Below are 16,693 nucleotides of genomic sequence, written 5' to 3' on the forward strand. Positions count from 1 at the left end.
CTTTGCGCTGATGGTAGTGTGGGGTTACCCATGTGAGAGTAAGTCATCGCCAGCTTTTAAATCTAAAAGCCCCCTCAAAGCGAGGGGGCTTTTTTTATGAGCCAAGGAAAGAAAATTAAATAATTTAAACTACCATCGCAATTTTATCTAAGAAAAACTTAGTGCGTTCATGGCGTTCTTCAGGTTTGTTGAAAAAGTCATTTGTTGCACAATCTTCTAAAATTTTACCCTGATCCATAAAAATCACACGACTAGATACTTTACGTGCAAAGCCCATCTCATGTGTCACGCACATCATGGTCATGCCTTCTTTGGCTAGGCTGCTCATCACTTCAAGTACTTCACCTACCATTTCTGGGTCTAGCGCAGAGGTTGGTTCATCAAAGAGCATACAAACAGGGTCCATACAGAGACCACGTGCGATCGCAACACGTTGTTGTTGACCACCTGAAAGTTGACCAGGAAATTTATTTTTGTGTGCAGCTAAACCAACACGATCTAAATATTGTAAGGCTTTTTTTTCAGCTTCAGCTTTAGAGCGTTTGAGTACTTTGATCTGTCCAATGGTTAAATTGTCCAAAACAGTCATATGTGGGAATAGTTCAAAGTGCTGGAAAACCATTCCAACACGTGAGCGAAATTTTGCAAGATCTGTTTTTGGGTCTTTAAGCGCTGTTCCATCGACAATAATATTTCCTTGTTGAAAAGGTTCTAATGCATTTACAGTTTTGATCAGTGTAGATTTCCCTGAACCAGAAGGTCCACAGACCACAACAACTTCACCTTTTTCAATTGATGTTGTACAGTCAGTTAAAACCTGAAAATCTCCATACCATTTTGAGATCTGTTGTATTTCTATCATTGGCATATTGATTCTCCAATTATCGAATTATTGCTATTTTTTGATGTAAACGCTTTACGAGTCTTGAAAGCGCAAAGGAGATACAGAAATAAACGATTGCAACGACCAAGTAGAATGTTGCTTTAGTTTCGGCACCATATGTGTTCGCTAGTGTATTTGCATTGCCTAAGAAGTCGGGTGCGCTGATCACATAAACCAAGGAAACATCTTGAAATAACACAATGGACTGTGTCAGTAATACAGGCAACATATTTCTAAAAGCCTGTGGAAGTACCACATTGGACATCGTTTGCCCATAAGTAAAACCAAGTGCATATCCTGCATTGACCTGTCCCTTAGAGACGGATTGAATCCCTGAACGAACAATTTCTGAGAAAAAAGCTGCTTCAAAAATTGCAAAAGTCACTACACTAGAAAAGAGAGGTCCATAATATGTATCTGACTGAAACTCAAAAAACTTGGGAAGCAAAAAGTAAAATATAAAAATGACTTGAATCAGTGGCACGCCACGGAAGAAATCAACATATACTTTTGCAAAGTTACTCGCCACTTTGTTATTTGATAGACGCATCATAGCTAAGGGCGTACCAATGAGTATCCCACCAATGATCGATAAAATAGTGACTGTAACCGTAAATTTAAACCCAGCAAGAAGTGTTTGAAGAACATCTTGGTTTTGTAAAATACTAAAATCCATAGCTATTTACCTCCCGAGCCTAAACCAGGAACGGTCATACGTTTTTCAATCCAAGCCATGATTAACTTAATGGTATAAGTGATGATCAAATATACAGGTGTGGAAAGAATGAGAATGACAATATCTTGTGAGGTTTCTTCACGCATGGTTTTGGTATAAGCAAAGAAATTCAAAATACTTAAAGCATAGAGTACTGCTGAGTTTTTGAAAATATTCATTGCTTCTGAAGTCAGGGTTGGCCAAACGATACGGTATGCAACAGGGAGTATGACATAGCGATAGCTTTGATTTTGATTTAAACCAATCGCCAAGGCAGCATTTTTTTGCCCACGAGAAACAGTATTTATCCCTGAACGTATTTGTTCTGCAATACGTGCCGCCGTATAAAGTCCAAGTGCAAATACCCCAATTACAGCAGGATTATCATTGAGAATGTTTTGCCACCAGCCTCCATTGACCATTTCACCGCTGCCTGTACTTAAGCTTTTTGGTAGTAACTCTGGAAATACAAAAGCCCAGAAAAAAAGCTGTACAATTAATGGGATATTTCGAAATAATTCCACATAACAAGTACCAATAAATGCTAATTTTTGATTTGGTAATGTTCTTAGAATACCAATAAGTGACCCCAATAAAAAAGCAATAAAGAATGCAGCAACGGCTGTCCAGACCATTGTCCAAACACCAGAACCAAGAAGTTGTAGCCATGTTGGTGCATCTGCGACTGCTGAATAGCTTTCGCCCCCAATAGCTTTACAAATAGATTCTGCCCACGCGGCTTTCTCTAAACTATATTCATTTGAAGGTAGACAATATGATGTCCAGTTAAGTGAGCCTACTGCCATGTGTGCTCCTTGTCATTTTAATTTTTCATGAAGTTAATGGATCAAAGCCGTTAAAATGTTTTGATCCATATGTTCTTTTTAAATTGAGATGATCTATTTAATCCCTGCATCTGTTGGTTTAGCCATCAAGTTTTTATAGGACGAACTCATTGGCATATTCATATTAATATTAATATTTTTAGGTGGAATTGGAGATAAGAACCATTTTTTGTACAGTGCAGCCATTTGCCCATTTTTCCACATACCTGTAACCACACGATCTGCAATCGCTTTGTAGGCAGCATCGCCTTTTGGAATCATGATGCCGTAAGGCTCAGATGAAAGTACAGGTCCAACAACTTTGAAATCTTTAGGGTTAGATGATTTAGCGATTAAGCCTGCCAAAATATTATCATCCATGACAAAAGCAGCAGCACGACCTGACGCAACCATTGCAAATGAGTCTGAGTGATCTTTACCATAAACGTTGTTTACGTTGACTTTTTCGCCTTTTTCACCCATTTTGATGTATTTGTCAGAAGTTGTTCCCTGTGTCGTAACCACCGCTTTACCGTTCAGATCAGCGATTGATTTAATTGGAGAATTGGCTTTGACAGCCATACGAACTTCTGTTGCATAGTAGTTGGTTGAGAAACTTACTTGTTGCTGGCGCTGGATAGAGTTTGTGGTTGTTCCACATTCCATATCAATATTGCCTGCAAGCATCTCAGGAATACGGGTTGACGATGTCACCGCTTTATATTCCACTTTAAGATTTGGTAGGTTTAAAGTTTTTTTCAACTCATTTGCAAAATTATTACAGATGTCAACGGCATAACCCATAGGTTTGCCACCCACCACATAGGAAATTGGATCAGAAGACTCACGATAACCGATGATGACTTTTCCAGATTGCTTAATTTTTGCAAGTGTGTCGGCTGCTTGAACCTGAGTAAATGCACCACCTGCAATTAAGACACCTAAAACCGTTGTTAAAACTTTGGTTGAGTTTTTATTCATTTTGATCACTCCAATCACAATTTATTTATGTCAATTCATCATGCTCAGTAAAAACAAAGCACGTCTTATGCCAAACTTTTTATTTAGAAATAAGGATCCTTCATATTTCTTATATCATTACTTTTATACGTTCATTTATGATAAGTAAAGTAATAAACAATATAAATTTTGTGCAAAAAACGAATAGATACTGAGCGATTGGGGTGGATGCTCATTTTATATAGTAAAATTGGTACGGATGTATTGCATCGAGTATTATTCTTGATTTAAATAAAACAAAGATGAAACTGTGCATAATTTCTTATCAAAACTAAGGATAATAAAAACTTATTCATTTTAATATGCACTATTTTTCTGAAATTTTTGAAGATTGAGCTGCTATTTTTACTATGAACAGGTGAATTGCTGTGCTATAACAATAAAAAGGCATGATTTTTGCTTATTAGAAATGTGATTTTAAGGATGTCGCAAGATGAAATTATCGGTTGGGTTGAAAGTTGCAAACTCATTATCATTAACACCTCAATTGCAACAAGCCATTCGATTATTACAACTTTCTAGTTTAGAGCTTGAACAAGAAATCCAAATTCAATTAGATAGTAATCCTTTGCTTGAAAAAGTTGAAGATGAAAATAACGAAAACCTTGAAAGTTTAGAAAATCTTAAACAAGAACAACCAGAATATGAGTTATCTGAAAGTTTAAATGCAGATCATTTACCTGATGAGTTGGCTGTAGATACAAATTGGGATGATATTTATACACACCAATCTACAGCAATGGAACGTCCTGAATTTGATGATCGGGAAGATAACCGTTATGCCAATGCTTCATTGAAAGAGCATATGCTTGCACAAATTAATTTATTGCATTTCTCGCCTGTTGATAAACTCATTGCCTATTGCATTATTGACGCATTAGATGAAAAGGGTTTTTTAGATGCGGGTCTTGATGAAATTGTCAGTTCAGTACAGCATTTATTACAGCAAATGGATTATGAAATAGAGGTTGAGGAAGACGAAGTTATTGTTGTGCTTAAACATATTCAACGTCTTGAACCTATGGGGATAGGAGCAAGAAATTTAGCAGAATGTCTTTTTGTACAAGTAGATGCATTGCCAAATACAACTTTGTTTAAAAAAGAAGCCTCTCTTTTGTTAACGCATTATGAACTGTTGCTAAGTAATGATTTAAATAAACTGATTAAACAAACAGGTTTAGATGCTGAGCAATTAAAGTCTGCGGTGGATTTATTAAAAACCTTGAAGCCTTATCCTGGAGCAGAGTTTGATCAAAAAGAATCTGATTATCAGATTCCAGATGTTGTTGTATCTAAGAAAAATGATCATTGGCATGTGCAGCTTAATCCTGATATTTTGCCTAAATTACGTATTAATCCATTTTACTCAGGCATGATCAAACGTGCTGATCAAAGTGATGATAATCAATATTTGCGTAATCAAATGCTAGAAGCGAAGAATTTTATTAAAAGTGTTGATGAGCGGCATAAAACCTTACTCAAGGTGACGACTTGTATTGTGCAACATCAACGTGATTTTTTAGAGCTCGGTGCAGAAGGAATGAAACCTTTGGTGCTACGTGATGTTGCAGATGAAGTGGAATTACATGAGTCTACAGTTTCCCGTGTCACGACCAATAAGTTTCTACTCACTCCACGTGGTTTATTTGAATTAAAATACTTTTTTTCAAGTCATGTCGGAACAACATCGGGTGGAGAAGCTTCTTCAACGGCAATTCGTGCAAAAATTAAAAAATTAGTCGCCGATGAAAATCCTCGTAAGCCATTGTCAGATAATAAAATTGCAGATTTGCTTAAAGAGGATGGGGTGGATGTAGCAAGGCGAACCGTTGCAAAGTATCGTGAATCGTTACATATTCCATCGTCTTCAGACAGAAAAGTCTTGATCTAAAATTTAAAATGTGAGTATTCTAGAGATTCATTATGACGAAATAATGAATCTCTTTTTTGTTTATATAGGTTACCAAAATGATGAATTAATACATTACGAATATTACTTTGTTATAGTTCAATCATTTTGGTGATGACATTTCATATCCTGAGAGAAGGAGAGGGATAGAATTATGCAAATTACAATTCGTGGACATCATTTAAGTATTACGCCTGCAATTGAAGAGAATATTCGTAATAAATTTGCTGAAATGACCAAACATATCGATCAGGTTAACAGCATGCAGGTCAAACTGAGTAAGGATCATCAGTTAGATAAAAGATCAAAAAAAGGCAGTGCCAATCATATTGCAGAAGCGATTGTACGATTGCCGGGGGTGGAACTCTTTGCACAAGCCTGTGCAGATGATATGTATAATGCAATTACAAAACTTACAGATAAATTAAAAAGACAATTGGAGCGACATCGTAAAATGCAATTAAATTATCAAGCGATATTTGCACCGAGCTAATCATTTTATTTATTTGAAAAGAGGTTGAAATATACCTCTTTTTTTTATCAATAATTTTTGTACAAGATAATGCAATATTGTGATGAGTTTATAGTAAAATACTCGGTTTTTACACTGTCAGTCCTATAAAGAGGTCATGCAATGAATAGTGAACAGCTCACTGAAATCCTTAAAGCAGCTTTTCCTGATGCTGAAGTTGCTGTCAGTGGACAAGCAGGTAAGTTTGACCTCCGTATTGTTGATGATCAATTTGAAGGCAAACGTACTGTTGCACGCCAACAAGCAGTTTATCAACCACTTAACTCTTACATTGCCAGTGGTGAAGTGCATGCTGTAACAATTCGTGCAATGACTAAAGAAGAATGGCGCAAAGCTAGTCTTTTTGGAGCTTAATAATAAATGGATAAGTTTTTAATTACAGGTGGCACAACACTTGAAGGCGAAGTCCGTATTTCGGGCGCGAAAAATGCAGCATTGCCTTTATTAGCAGCAATGATTTTGGCTGATACGCCCATTACCTTAAGAAATGTGCCTAATCTTAAGGATGTTAATACTTTAGTAAAACTAATCGGTGGCTTAGGTGTCACCATGAAGTATGAAGGCGATACCGTTATTGCGGATACGTCTACACTCGACAATCAGTTTGCACCTTACGAACTTGTTAAAACCATGCGTGCATCAATTTTAGTGCTTGGTCCTTTAGTAGCGCGCTATGGCAGTGCAAAAGTTTCACTTCCTGGTGGTTGTGCTATTGGTTCACGCCCTGTCGATCAGCATTTAAAAGCCTTAGAAGCTTTAGGTGCTCAAATTGAAGTTGAAGCAGGTTATGTGCACGCCAAAGTTGATGGTCGTTTAAAAGGTGGTGAAGTCGTCTTTGATATGGTGACGGTCGGCGGTACTGAAAATATCTTGACTGCTGCTGTACTTGCAGACGGTGTGACCACGATTCGCAATGCTGCACGTGAACCTGAAATCACTGATCTTGCACAAATGCTCATTAAAATGGGTGCAAAAATTGAAGGTTTAGACACAGATACCTTAGTGGTTACAGGTGTTGAAAGCTTACATGGTTGTGAATATTCAGTGGTTGCAGATCGTATTGAAACAGGTTCATATCTTGCGGCTGCTGCGATCACAGGCGGTAAAATAAAAACCACACATACCGATCCAAACTTGCTTGAATCAGTACTCGATAAATTTGAAGAAATGGGTGCAGAAGTTACTCGTGGTGATGACTGGATCGAACTTGATATGATGGGTAAACGTCCAAAAGCAGTCAGCTTTCAGACTTTACCACACCCTGATTTTCCAACTGATATGCAAGCACAAATCATGGCAGTCAATGCCATTGGTCGCGGTTTTGCCACCATTTCAGAAACGATTTTTGAAAACCGTTTTATGCATGTACCTGAATTGGCACGTATGGGTGCAAATATTCAGGTTGAAGGTAATGATGCTGTCGTGACAGGCGTGGAAAAATTATCTGCTGCACCTGTTATGGCAACAGATTTACGAGCTTCTTTCTCTTTGGTTTTAGCTGCCTTGGCCGCTGAAGGGGAAACTTTGATTGACCGTATTTATCATATTGACCGCGGTTATGAAGATATCGAAGCAAAATTACAAGGTCTAGGTGCCCAAATTAAGCGAGTGAGCGAGTAAGTTAATGAGCGATATGAGAAACGATGATCCAAACTTTGACGTAATGGGCAATTTTGATCATGGTTTAACTTTAGCACTAAGTAAAGGTCGTATTTTAAAAGAAACTTTACCTTTACTAGAAACCGCTGGAATCAACTTATTAGAAGATCCAGATAAATCTCGTAAGTTAATTTTTCCAACGACACATAAGCATGTACGTATTTTGATTTTACGTGCTTCAGATGTACCGACTTATGTAGAAAATGGTGCGGCAGATATTGGTGTTGCAGGTAAAGATGTATTGATGGAACATGGCGCACAAAATGTCTATGAACCATTAGATCTTAAAATTGCTAACTGTAAATTGATGACCGCAGGTAAAGTTGGTATGGAACGTCCTAAAGGTCGTTTAAAAATTGCCACTAAATATGTCAATTTAACTCGTCAATACTATGCGAGCCTTGGTGAGCAAGTCGATGTAATTAAACTTTACGGTTCAATGGAGCTTGCGCCATTGGTGGGTTTAGGTGATTACATTGTCGATGTGGTCGATACTGGAAATACTTTACGTGCCAATGGTTTAGAGCCTTTGGAAGAGATTTGTAAAGTATCTTCACGTTTGATTGTTAATAAAGCCAGCTTTAAGCGCAAACAAACGTTATTGAACCCAATTCTTGCTCAGCTTGAAAAAGCCGTTGAAGAACGTGAAAATGCGAAAAAAGCTTAAATAGATTTAAGTGTAAATGACCGCCCAAAAGGGCGGTTTTTTTATAGTTTAAAATATTGGCGAAAATGAAATAAATCGTTCATTTTAAGGGCTGCAATTTACATCAAAAGCAACGTATATTAAAAAACAATCTATATGAAAACAACTCATTCAAATAAAGGATCACAATGAAAACACCACAACAACGAAAAGAACATTCCATTGAAATACTTAAGCAGCATGACATTCCTTATATTGATGGGTTGCCTGTGATTGAATCTGCCGCTGATGTTCAGATACGAAGTGTAGAAAGTATTGCCAAAAGAGCCATTGCATGTTTATGGGTGATTCAAGTCGCTTGTGATCTCAATAATAATCAATATGATGATGAAACACAGACATTTGTATTGGATATTTTAAAAAAGATGCAAGTATTCGAAGTCTTAACTGAAAAAGAACAGGCTATTTTAAACCGTCATGTTTCAGAACAAGATATTGTCAATATGGTCTGGAAATACGAAGCCTATTGGGTTTTATTGTGGGCTTTGGGTATTGTCGATGAATTGAATTATCCTGAAAATATAGTGGATTGTGATTTTGCCGTTCAAGCCGTGGTTTCTGTCAAAAGCTTTGATGAATTTATGGCAAAAGTTCAGTTACGTGACATTGAAGAAATTCTAGATCAGGCGGATTTGATTTATCGTTATGATTGGGCATGTGTGAATGCTCGTCTAAAGCAAGAAAAAGCCCCTGCAAATTTAAACGCCTCAGTTGTTGTTGAACGACATGGGGCATTGAATTGGTTAATCCAAGCGGAAAGTGATTGGGACCATCCAGATGTCAGTACCTAAATCGGCAATCGCATCATGTGTATGATTGTTCATCAAACTTTTTGATTAAGCTAAATAGAATTGATGATGTTATCTCGCCCACAAGCGTATGAAAACAAGGTAAACTAAATCTTTCTTAAATAACCTTGTGGGTAAATTGATGCGACGTTTATCGACTCAAGAGCCGAACTTCAAGCAAGACTTTGCTGATTTGTTGGCTTTTGAAACAGTGAGTGATCCTGAGCTTTTAAAAACAGTAGACCAAATTATTGCAGATGTACGCCATCATGGTGATGCACATGTACTGAAACTCACTCAACAGTTCGATCGACATCCAGCGCATCAATTTTCAGATTTAGAACTGTCACAAGTGCAACTGAAAGCTGCATTTGAAGGTTTAAGCACAGAAGTACGTGAAGCATTGGAAATGGCAGCCGATCGTATTCGCTCATTCCATGAAGCACAAAAGCAGGATGGCTGGACTTATGTCGATGCTTTAGGCAACACATTGGGTCAAAAAGTCACTCCACTTGATCGGGTTGGAATTTATGTACCGGGTGGTTTGGCTTCTTATCCATCTTCAGTACTCATGAATGCTGTACCTGCACATGTGGCAGGTGTAAAAGAAATTATTATGGTGGTACCTGCGCCCAATGGTGAATTAAATCCATTGGTGCTTGCTGCAGCACATTTGGCTGGCGTGCATCGTGTCTTTACGATTGGCGGTGCGCAAGCTGTTGCTGCTTTGGCTTATGGCACTGAAACCATTCCTCAGGTCGATAAAATTACAGGTCCGGGAAATCGTTTCGTCGCTGCTGCTAAACGTGCGGTGTTTGGTCAGGTCGGTATTGACATGATTGCAGGACCTTCTGAAATTTTAGTGTATGCAGAAGGTGAAAATAACGCCAAATGGCTTGCTATGGATTTATTGTCCCAAGCGGAGCACGACACCGTTGCACAAGCAGTATTTATTACGCCTGATGAACAGTTGCTGAATGATGTTGCGCAAGCCATCGAAGAACATCTTGAAGCATTGCCAAAAGCTGAAATTGCACGAACTTCAATTGAAAATCGAGGTGCTTTGATATTGGTCAAAGACCGTGCGGAAGGTGAGGCATTGATTAATCAGGTTGCTCCAGAACATTTGATGTTATGTCTGGATGAAGCCGAGCAAATGTCGGAACAGATCCGTCATGCCGGTGCGATTTTCATGGGGCGCTATACCCCTGAAGCGATTGGTGACTATTGTGCAGGTCCAAATCATGTATTGCCAACATCGGGCACAGCACGATTCTCTTCACCACTTGGCGTCTATGATTTCCAAAAACGCTCAAGCTTGATCATGTGTTCTGAGCAAGGGGTGAAATCACTTGCCAAAACAGCGGATATTCTTGCACAACAGGAAAATCTGGATGCACATGCGAGATCTGCGCGTTATCGTTATAAATAAGTTAAATCCCTTATCCATTTAGAAATGAATGTCCCTCTCTCGGGGATGAGGGGAAACTAATTCTTTTACTAAAGTTAAAATAGGATTGGCATCAATTGACCTCTCCCTAACCCTCACTTGCGCTGAATTTTAAAGTTATACTTTAAAACACACTCAGGAGAGGGTGTTAAAAGACCTCACCCTAACCCTCTCCTGGAAGGAGAGGGAATATTGAGAAAATAAAATGTCAAATATCACACCTGAACAAATGCGTTTTTGGAGCCCATCAGTACGTAAGTTAGAACCTTATGTACCGGGTGAACAACCTAAAATTCAGAACTTATTGAAACTGAATACCAATGAAAATCCGTACCCACCATCGCCAAAAGTGGTTGCAGCAGTACAGGCGGTTTTGGAAAACTCTGCGGATGCTTTACGTCTATATCCTGACCCAGATGCTAGTGTATTAAAACAAGCCATTGCCAAACAGCAAAACGTTGCTGTGGAAAATGTCTTTGTGGGCAATGGTTCAGATGAAGTGCTGGCTCATATTTACAAAGCATTTTTTGTCCGTGATGAACCGATTTTAAGCCCAGATATCAGCTATAGTTTCTATCCAGTTTATAGTCAGTTTTTTGCTGTCAACAGCAAACAGATTGCATTGAATGACAATTTTGAAATAGATATTGCTGACTATAAACAAGCAAATGGTGGCGTGATTATTGCCAATCCAAATGCGCCGACCAGTATTGCATTGCCTTTAACTAAAATTGAAGAATTGCTTGTTGCCAACCCTGATCGGGTGGTGGTGATTGATGAGGCCTATGTCGATTTTGGTGCAGAATCTGCGGTAACATTAGTTGAAAAATACGATAACTTGGTGGTGTGTCAAACTACATCTAAGTCACGTTCATTGGCAGGTTTACGGGTTGGTTTTGCAATCGCACAGCCGCATTTGATTGCGGCACTTGAAGCGGTAAAAAATAGCTTTAACTCTTATCCAATTGACCGTTTTGCCATTGCTGCTGCAGTGGCTTCATTTGAAGATCAAGCCTATTTTGAAGCACAAAACCAAAAAGTGATTGCAAGTCGTGACAAGTTGACTGCACAACTGACTGATCTGGGTTTTAAGGTTTTGCCTTCTAAAGCGAATTTTATTTTTGCGACATCGCCAAGCGATGATGCGGGTGAGTTGGCGAGTAAATTACGTGAGCAAGGCATTATTGTGCGCTATTTCAATAAGCCACGTATTAATCAATTCTTACGCATTACCATTGGTACAGACGAACAAAACCAACGTCTTGTTGATACCTTGAAAAATGATATTTTAGGTTGATTAGGAATCTCCCCAAACCCCTCTTTTCAAAAGAGGGGCTTAAAGTGCATCTTAGGATTCGCTTTTTTCTTTTGAATTTTCAGGTGAGTACCATGTGTTGAGTAAATCCAGTAATGCAGAAACTTTGTCAAAACATTCCTGATATTCCGCATCACAATCCGATGCGATGGTAATCCCTCCACCTGCCCAGATAGAGACCTGATCCTGATATTTCTGAATAGAACGAATTAAAATATTCCATGAACCTGTTCCATCAAAATTAAAATAACCCAATGAACCACAATATGCACCACGTGGACTACTTTCTAACTCTTCAATAATTTGCATTGCACGAATTTTTGGGGCACCTGTGATAGAGCCACCGGGAAGCGCAGACATCAAAACATCAAAAGGGTTGACTTCAGGCTTTAAGGTTGCAGTAATTTCACTCACCATATGATGAACTTGGTTAAATGATTCAATATTAAATAATTTCGGTGTTTTCACTGAGCCTGTTTCTGCATAAACACTCAAATCATTACGTAATAAATCCACGATCATGACATTTTCTGCTTGATCTTTTTTAGAGTGAATGAGCGTGTTCTTAGACTGCTCATCTAAAATTGGATCATCATAACGTGGCATCGTCCCTTTGATGGGTTTAGTCAAAATTTTATGATTATCCTCAAACTCAATAAATAATTCAGGTGAACAACTCAATAATTCAAAATCATCTATTTTTAAATAACCAGAGTAAGGCGCATTCGTTAATTGCCAAAATTTTTTAGCAGTATCAATTAATGTACCTTGAGCTTTTGCAGTAAACGCTTGGGTTAAATTTATTTGATAACAATCACCTGCTTTAATATAGTTTTGTATTTTTTCAAAAGCTTGAATATATTCATTTTTAGTCCATTTTGCCATACATAATGTATTTAATTTAAATCCTGTAGGTGGATGAGAGTAAATATTGAGTTTAGATTTTAATATATCTAATATCCTTTGAGGATTATCTTCTTGACTATAAAAAGTCCATTGTCCTTGATGGTATTTTAAATAACTTAAATATTGACCTAAAAATAAATTAGGTTGAGATTTATATTGATTGTTTATATTTTGTTGTGCTGAAAAATTATAGTCAATAAAGCCAATATAGCCACCTGAAAAGCCTATTTTTGTTTGTTTAGTTGACACGGTTGGTGTAATTTTTATACATTCATAAATATTTGATTTTTTTTGTTTTTCTATATATTTAAAGCTTTCTGTACGCTCAAAATAAGTATAATGTCCAGATTGATGCAGTAAATATTGTTGAGGCAAAAAAGCAATAACAGGATGATGATCATCTTCAAGATAAACACAACCAAATAGTTCATTTAGCCGTTGTAAAATATCAGCAGGTGTAAGTTCCTGAATATCCAAATTTATACTGAAAATTGATTGAGTTAGCATCTTTAAAACTAATAGAACAGGTGCTATGATTATACGATATTTTTTGTACACTGAGTCACAAAAACGCCGTTTATCGGGAATTACTGTTTTTTGATAAACAACTATTGAACAAAAAATAACATAAGGTTAATTTAATAGTGCAAATCGGACTACTCAAGGAAGAAAGTTTCTGTTGTAAAAAAACAAAAACAACGTGAAGCGACGGCGAGTGGTTAAAAATGAAAAAAAATGCTCTTGGGAGAGTACAGATGAAATTATTTACTAAAGTTGCTTTAGTTTCTGCGGTAGCAATCAGTTCGAATGCAATGGCTATGCAAGCTATGGATGATGCAGCATTAAGCGCAACAACTGGTCAAGATGGTATTTCAATTGGTATTGGTATTTCAAAAATTGAAATTGATAAATTACATGTTTTTGATGGCGATGGTTTAGCTGCTAAAGGTGCTGCTGGTGATCCTGGTTTTGGTGGTACAGGTACAACAGGTGCAATTACACTAAATAATGTTGTTGTTGGTGCTAATGCTGCATCTTTGTTGGCTTCTCATAACTTAGCAGATATCACAATTGACACAGATGGTGGTGCAGGTAGTCCTTTCCTAAACGTTGCTGCAGAAGTTTCTGGTTTAACAATTGATCTAGGTAAAATCGAAGTTAATGATGCAACTGGTGCTGCGGGTGCATATGTAGCGGGTACAGGTAGCGCTGAAATTTTAAGTGGTTTATCACTTAAAACTGGTAAATTGGCTGCAAATATCCAGTTAGGTAATACGCCACAAGGCGCAATGATCAAATTAGACGGTGCAATGACTGGTGGTTTAGAGATTAACGACCTAGCAATTAAAGATGCTGCAAATGGTGGTTATATTGTTCTAGGTGGCATTAAGTTAAATGATACGGGTAGTACTGATCTTGCTTTAGATGCAGATGTTGCTGTAAAACCAGAAGGTTTAGCAATTACTGCTCTTAAAAATGCAGCAGGTACAGATATTTATATCAAACAAGTTGTGTTAGGTGGTGGTACAGGTTTTGTACCTAAATCGGGCGCTACAGCAGCTGTTCCAGGTACTGGTACTGGTTCTGGCTCAATCGGTGATGTTGCAATCTCTGGTTTGAAAGTATTTAATGGTGCAGGTGCTGCAAATGCAGGTGCTGTAATCACAATTTCTGGTCACTAATCTGATCTGATTTAAAAAGACGCGTGAATTTCACGCGTTTTTTTTTAACAAAATGATCAAATCAAACAAAAGTAAAAAAAAGCTGTTTTTTTTTGAAAAAACAGGTATCTTAAAAGCACATGGAAGTAGAGTGTTCACTCTAAAAATAAAATTAACACTTCAGGCAATTATTTGCCGATACTTGAATAGTTTAAGAATATGTTAGAGATTACTTTAGGTTCGGCATTAATATACTATTTTGCCAGCCATGCATTAGATATCAAAGAAAAACCAACCGATGCTGTGTACTATACAGAGCTTGCCGATCCTCGTAATGCCTCTTTTTCTCGAAATCATCGTGAGATGGTTCAAATAAAACCTGCCTTAGAAAATCAATTTCGTGGCATTGTCCGTCAGGCATATGACTATAGTTGTGGATCAGCAGCATTAACAACATTATTAAATGGATATGTTGGTACGAATCTTACTGAACAGCAGACAATGGAAGGTTTATTACGATACGGCGAATATAATCGAATCGTAGAACGTCGTAGTTTTTCACTATTAGATATGAAGCGTTTTGTTTCTGCGCTTGGCATTGAAAGTGGTGGCTATAAGGGTGAGTTCTCAGACTTAGTCAAACAACAACAGCCAGCAATCGTGCCAATTTCATATGCAGGTTTTAAACATTTTGTTGTCTTTAAGGCGTATAAAAATGGTCGAGTTTATGTCGCCGACCCTGCTTTAGGGAATATTAGCTTCGATGAAAATCGTTTTAAAGACATTTGGGAAAATAATACATTATTCTTAATTAATGTGCCTAAAGATCAGCAGAAAGATTTTTTAGCCTTGCAGGATGCTGATTTACGACATGTTGAAGATGCTACAATTAATCGATATGCACTTGTTGATATGCAATATTCATATGATTATATTAATAAAATAGCAGATAAGGCATCTACAATGCGTAGAGTCATTGACCGTGGTGATAATTCAGAGACACAAGGTCAGCCAATTACATCATTCATGCGACTATATTATAAACGTAAGTAAAAGCAGATTAGAAAAAATTTAAATAATCACACTTTTAGGTAGGAATAAAATGAATAATCACTGGATGAGAAGAACTTTACTAGCCGTTAGTATTCAACTTGCGATAGGTGGAGTATATGCAGCAGAAGCCGACAATGCTTCAGAAACAGCAGAGACTGTTCAAAGCAGTGAGGTAAATGATCAAGTTGCTACTGCAAGCACAGATGCGACTTTACCTCAAGATAAAGTGGCAGAAGTTGCAACAACACAAGCTGCCCCAGTTTCTGATAAAGTCGAAATTGATAAAGATGCTACACCATCACTGGTACCATCTGCTGGCACTCAAGCGGCTAATGCTTTACAGCAGAAAGAGGGTGATGCAACTCAAGAAACAAACTTGCAAGAAGTATTTACATCAAATGAAAGACAATATTCATTAATTAAAAAAGGTGAAATTTCAGCTTTTTATGATTTAGATTATTCATATTATCGTGATCAGCAGATTAATGCTGCAATGAATGATGGTGATTTATATCAACTCCGTATAGATGAAGATGCAAGCCATACCATTACCAATACATTTACAGCACAATATGGCGTACTTGATAATTTAACTTTTAGTGCATCGTTACCTTTTGTTGCTAAGTCAAATAATATTAAAGATACCACTGCTGCGGGTTTAGGTGATATTAACTTTGGCGCACGTTGGGAACCTTTTCCATTAAAAGCGGGTCGTTTACCACTGATTTTATTTGGAAATCTATCAACTAAAACAGGCGATAGCCCATACGAAATTAATCCAAACAAAGAATTGTCAACAGGTAAGGGATATTACTCGGTTGGTGTTGGTGCGAGTACCCGTAAATATATAGATCCAGTCGTATTATTTGCCTCCGTTTCAGGTAACTATGGTTTTAAAGAAACGGGGTTAAATCAAGTGCGTGGTGGTGGTGATGGTGGTGCACGTATTTTAGATGAATTTGAACCAGGGATTACGGGTGGTTTCTCCTTCGGATTTGCTTATTCATTTAACTACGATGTTTCTATGACGATGTCATATCAACAAACCTTCAATACAAATACATCGTTTACTTATACCAATGGCGAATCTTATAAAGCAGCAGATCAATCGAGTGGTATGTTCTCGATTGCTTTAGGTGTACGTGTATCACCAGAAACGATTGTAAATGGTACTTTAGGAATTGGTTTAACTGAAGATTCACCTGATATTTCTCTAGGTCTATCATTCCCACTAGATATTTTAGGTTTCGGTAAGAAAAAAGCGAGCTAATG

Annotated in this window: 16 protein-coding genes; 11 read left to right on the plus strand and 5 right to left on the minus strand. The window is 37.5% G+C overall.

Going from position 1 to position 16,693, the window contains the following annotated elements; all coding sequences use genetic code 11:
- Positions 1-124: 124 nt before the first annotated feature.
- The 4 genes from HX005_RS05525 to HX005_RS05540 form a co-directional block, all read right to left on the minus strand.
- Positions 125-868 (minus strand): amino acid ABC transporter ATP-binding protein, encoded by a 744-nt coding sequence (locus tag HX005_RS05525; protein WP_286376591.1) that lies wholly within the window; start codon positions 866-868, stop codon positions 125-127.
- A gap of 13 nt (positions 869-881) precedes the next feature.
- Positions 882-1,559, minus strand: a complete 678-nt coding sequence (locus HX005_RS05530) for an amino acid ABC transporter permease (RefSeq protein WP_286376592.1) — start codon at positions 1,557-1,559, stop codon at positions 882-884.
- Positions 1,560-1,561: 2 nt separating this feature from the next.
- Positions 1,562-2,404, minus strand: a complete 843-nt coding sequence (locus tag HX005_RS05535; RefSeq protein ID WP_286376593.1) for an amino acid ABC transporter permease — start codon at positions 2,402-2,404, stop codon at positions 1,562-1,564.
- 93 nt (positions 2,405-2,497) lie between these two features.
- Positions 2,498-3,403: an amino acid ABC transporter substrate-binding protein gene (locus HX005_RS05540; protein ID WP_286376594.1), complete on the minus strand. Its 906-nt coding sequence runs from the start codon at positions 3,401-3,403 to the stop codon at positions 2,498-2,500.
- A gap of 472 nt (positions 3,404-3,875) precedes the next feature.
- Between HX005_RS05540 and HX005_RS05545 the strand changes: the two genes are divergently transcribed.
- The 8 genes from HX005_RS05545 to hisC all read left to right on the plus strand — a co-directional run bounded on the left by HX005_RS05545 (position 3,876) and on the right by hisC (position 11,783).
- Complete coding sequence (locus HX005_RS05545; protein ID WP_286376595.1) at positions 3,876-5,333, plus strand: RNA polymerase factor sigma-54; 1,458 nt, start codon at positions 3,876-3,878, stop codon at positions 5,331-5,333.
- Between the two features lie 172 nt (positions 5,334-5,505).
- Positions 5,506-5,844, plus strand: coding sequence for a ribosome hibernation-promoting factor, HPF/YfiA family (hpf, locus tag HX005_RS05550; protein WP_107009383.1), 339 nt, complete (start codon positions 5,506-5,508; stop codon positions 5,842-5,844).
- A gap of 141 nt (positions 5,845-5,985) precedes the next feature.
- Complete coding sequence (gene ibaG / locus HX005_RS05555; RefSeq protein WP_107009384.1) at positions 5,986-6,237, plus strand: BolA family iron metabolism protein IbaG; 252 nt, start codon at positions 5,986-5,988, stop codon at positions 6,235-6,237.
- A 6-nt stretch (positions 6,238-6,243) separates the two neighbouring features.
- Positions 6,244-7,503, plus strand: coding sequence for a UDP-N-acetylglucosamine 1-carboxyvinyltransferase (gene murA, locus HX005_RS05560; RefSeq protein ID WP_107009385.1), 1,260 nt, complete (start codon positions 6,244-6,246; stop codon positions 7,501-7,503).
- Between the two features lie 4 nt (positions 7,504-7,507).
- Entirely contained in the window at positions 7,508-8,209 is a 702-nt protein-coding gene (gene hisG / locus HX005_RS05565) for an ATP phosphoribosyltransferase (RefSeq protein ID WP_107009386.1), read from the plus strand.
- Between the two features lie 167 nt (positions 8,210-8,376).
- Positions 8,377-9,039 (plus strand): DUF4272 domain-containing protein, encoded by a 663-nt coding sequence (locus tag HX005_RS05570; protein ID WP_286376596.1) that lies wholly within the window; start codon positions 8,377-8,379, stop codon positions 9,037-9,039.
- A 127-nt stretch (positions 9,040-9,166) separates the two neighbouring features.
- The gene (gene hisD, locus HX005_RS05575; protein WP_286376597.1) at positions 9,167-10,468 is read left to right on the plus strand and encodes a histidinol dehydrogenase; all 1,302 of its coding nucleotides are present in this window, start codon (positions 9,167-9,169) and stop codon (positions 10,466-10,468) included.
- 223 nt (positions 10,469-10,691) lie between these two features.
- Positions 10,692-11,783 carry a histidinol-phosphate transaminase gene (gene hisC / locus HX005_RS05580; RefSeq protein ID WP_286376598.1) on the plus strand — a complete coding sequence of 364 codons (1,092 nt, stop codon included), beginning with the start codon at positions 10,692-10,694 and terminating at the stop codon, positions 11,781-11,783.
- Between the two features lie 51 nt (positions 11,784-11,834).
- Here the strand turns inward: hisC and HX005_RS05585 are convergent, their stop codons facing one another.
- Entirely contained in the window at positions 11,835-13,214 is a 1,380-nt protein-coding gene (locus HX005_RS05585) for an anthranilate synthase component I family protein (RefSeq protein WP_286376599.1), read from the minus strand.
- Positions 13,215-13,462: 248 nt separating this feature from the next.
- Here HX005_RS05585 and filA point away from each other — a divergent pair, with 248 nt between their 5' ends.
- The 3 genes from filA (at position 13,463) to filC (ending at position 16,691) form a co-directional block, all read left to right on the plus strand.
- Complete coding sequence (gene filA, locus HX005_RS05590; RefSeq protein WP_286376600.1) at positions 13,463-14,389, plus strand: putative pilus system protein FilA; 927 nt, start codon at positions 13,463-13,465, stop codon at positions 14,387-14,389.
- Positions 14,390-14,587: 198 nt separating this feature from the next.
- Positions 14,588-15,421, plus strand: a complete 834-nt coding sequence (filB, locus tag HX005_RS05595; RefSeq protein ID WP_286376601.1) for a putative pilus system C39 family peptidase FilB — start codon at positions 14,588-14,590, stop codon at positions 15,419-15,421.
- 49 nt (positions 15,422-15,470) lie between these two features.
- Positions 15,471-16,691 (plus strand): putative pilus system protein FilC, encoded by a 1,221-nt coding sequence (gene filC, locus HX005_RS05600; protein WP_286376602.1) that lies wholly within the window; start codon positions 15,471-15,473, stop codon positions 16,689-16,691.
- Positions 16,692-16,693: the final 2 nt, after the last annotated feature.

Origin of the sequence: Acinetobacter sp. R933-2 (assembly GCF_030325485.1) — a bacterium.
GTDB classification, from domain to species: domain Bacteria; phylum Pseudomonadota; class Gammaproteobacteria; order Pseudomonadales; family Moraxellaceae; genus Acinetobacter; species Acinetobacter sichuanensis.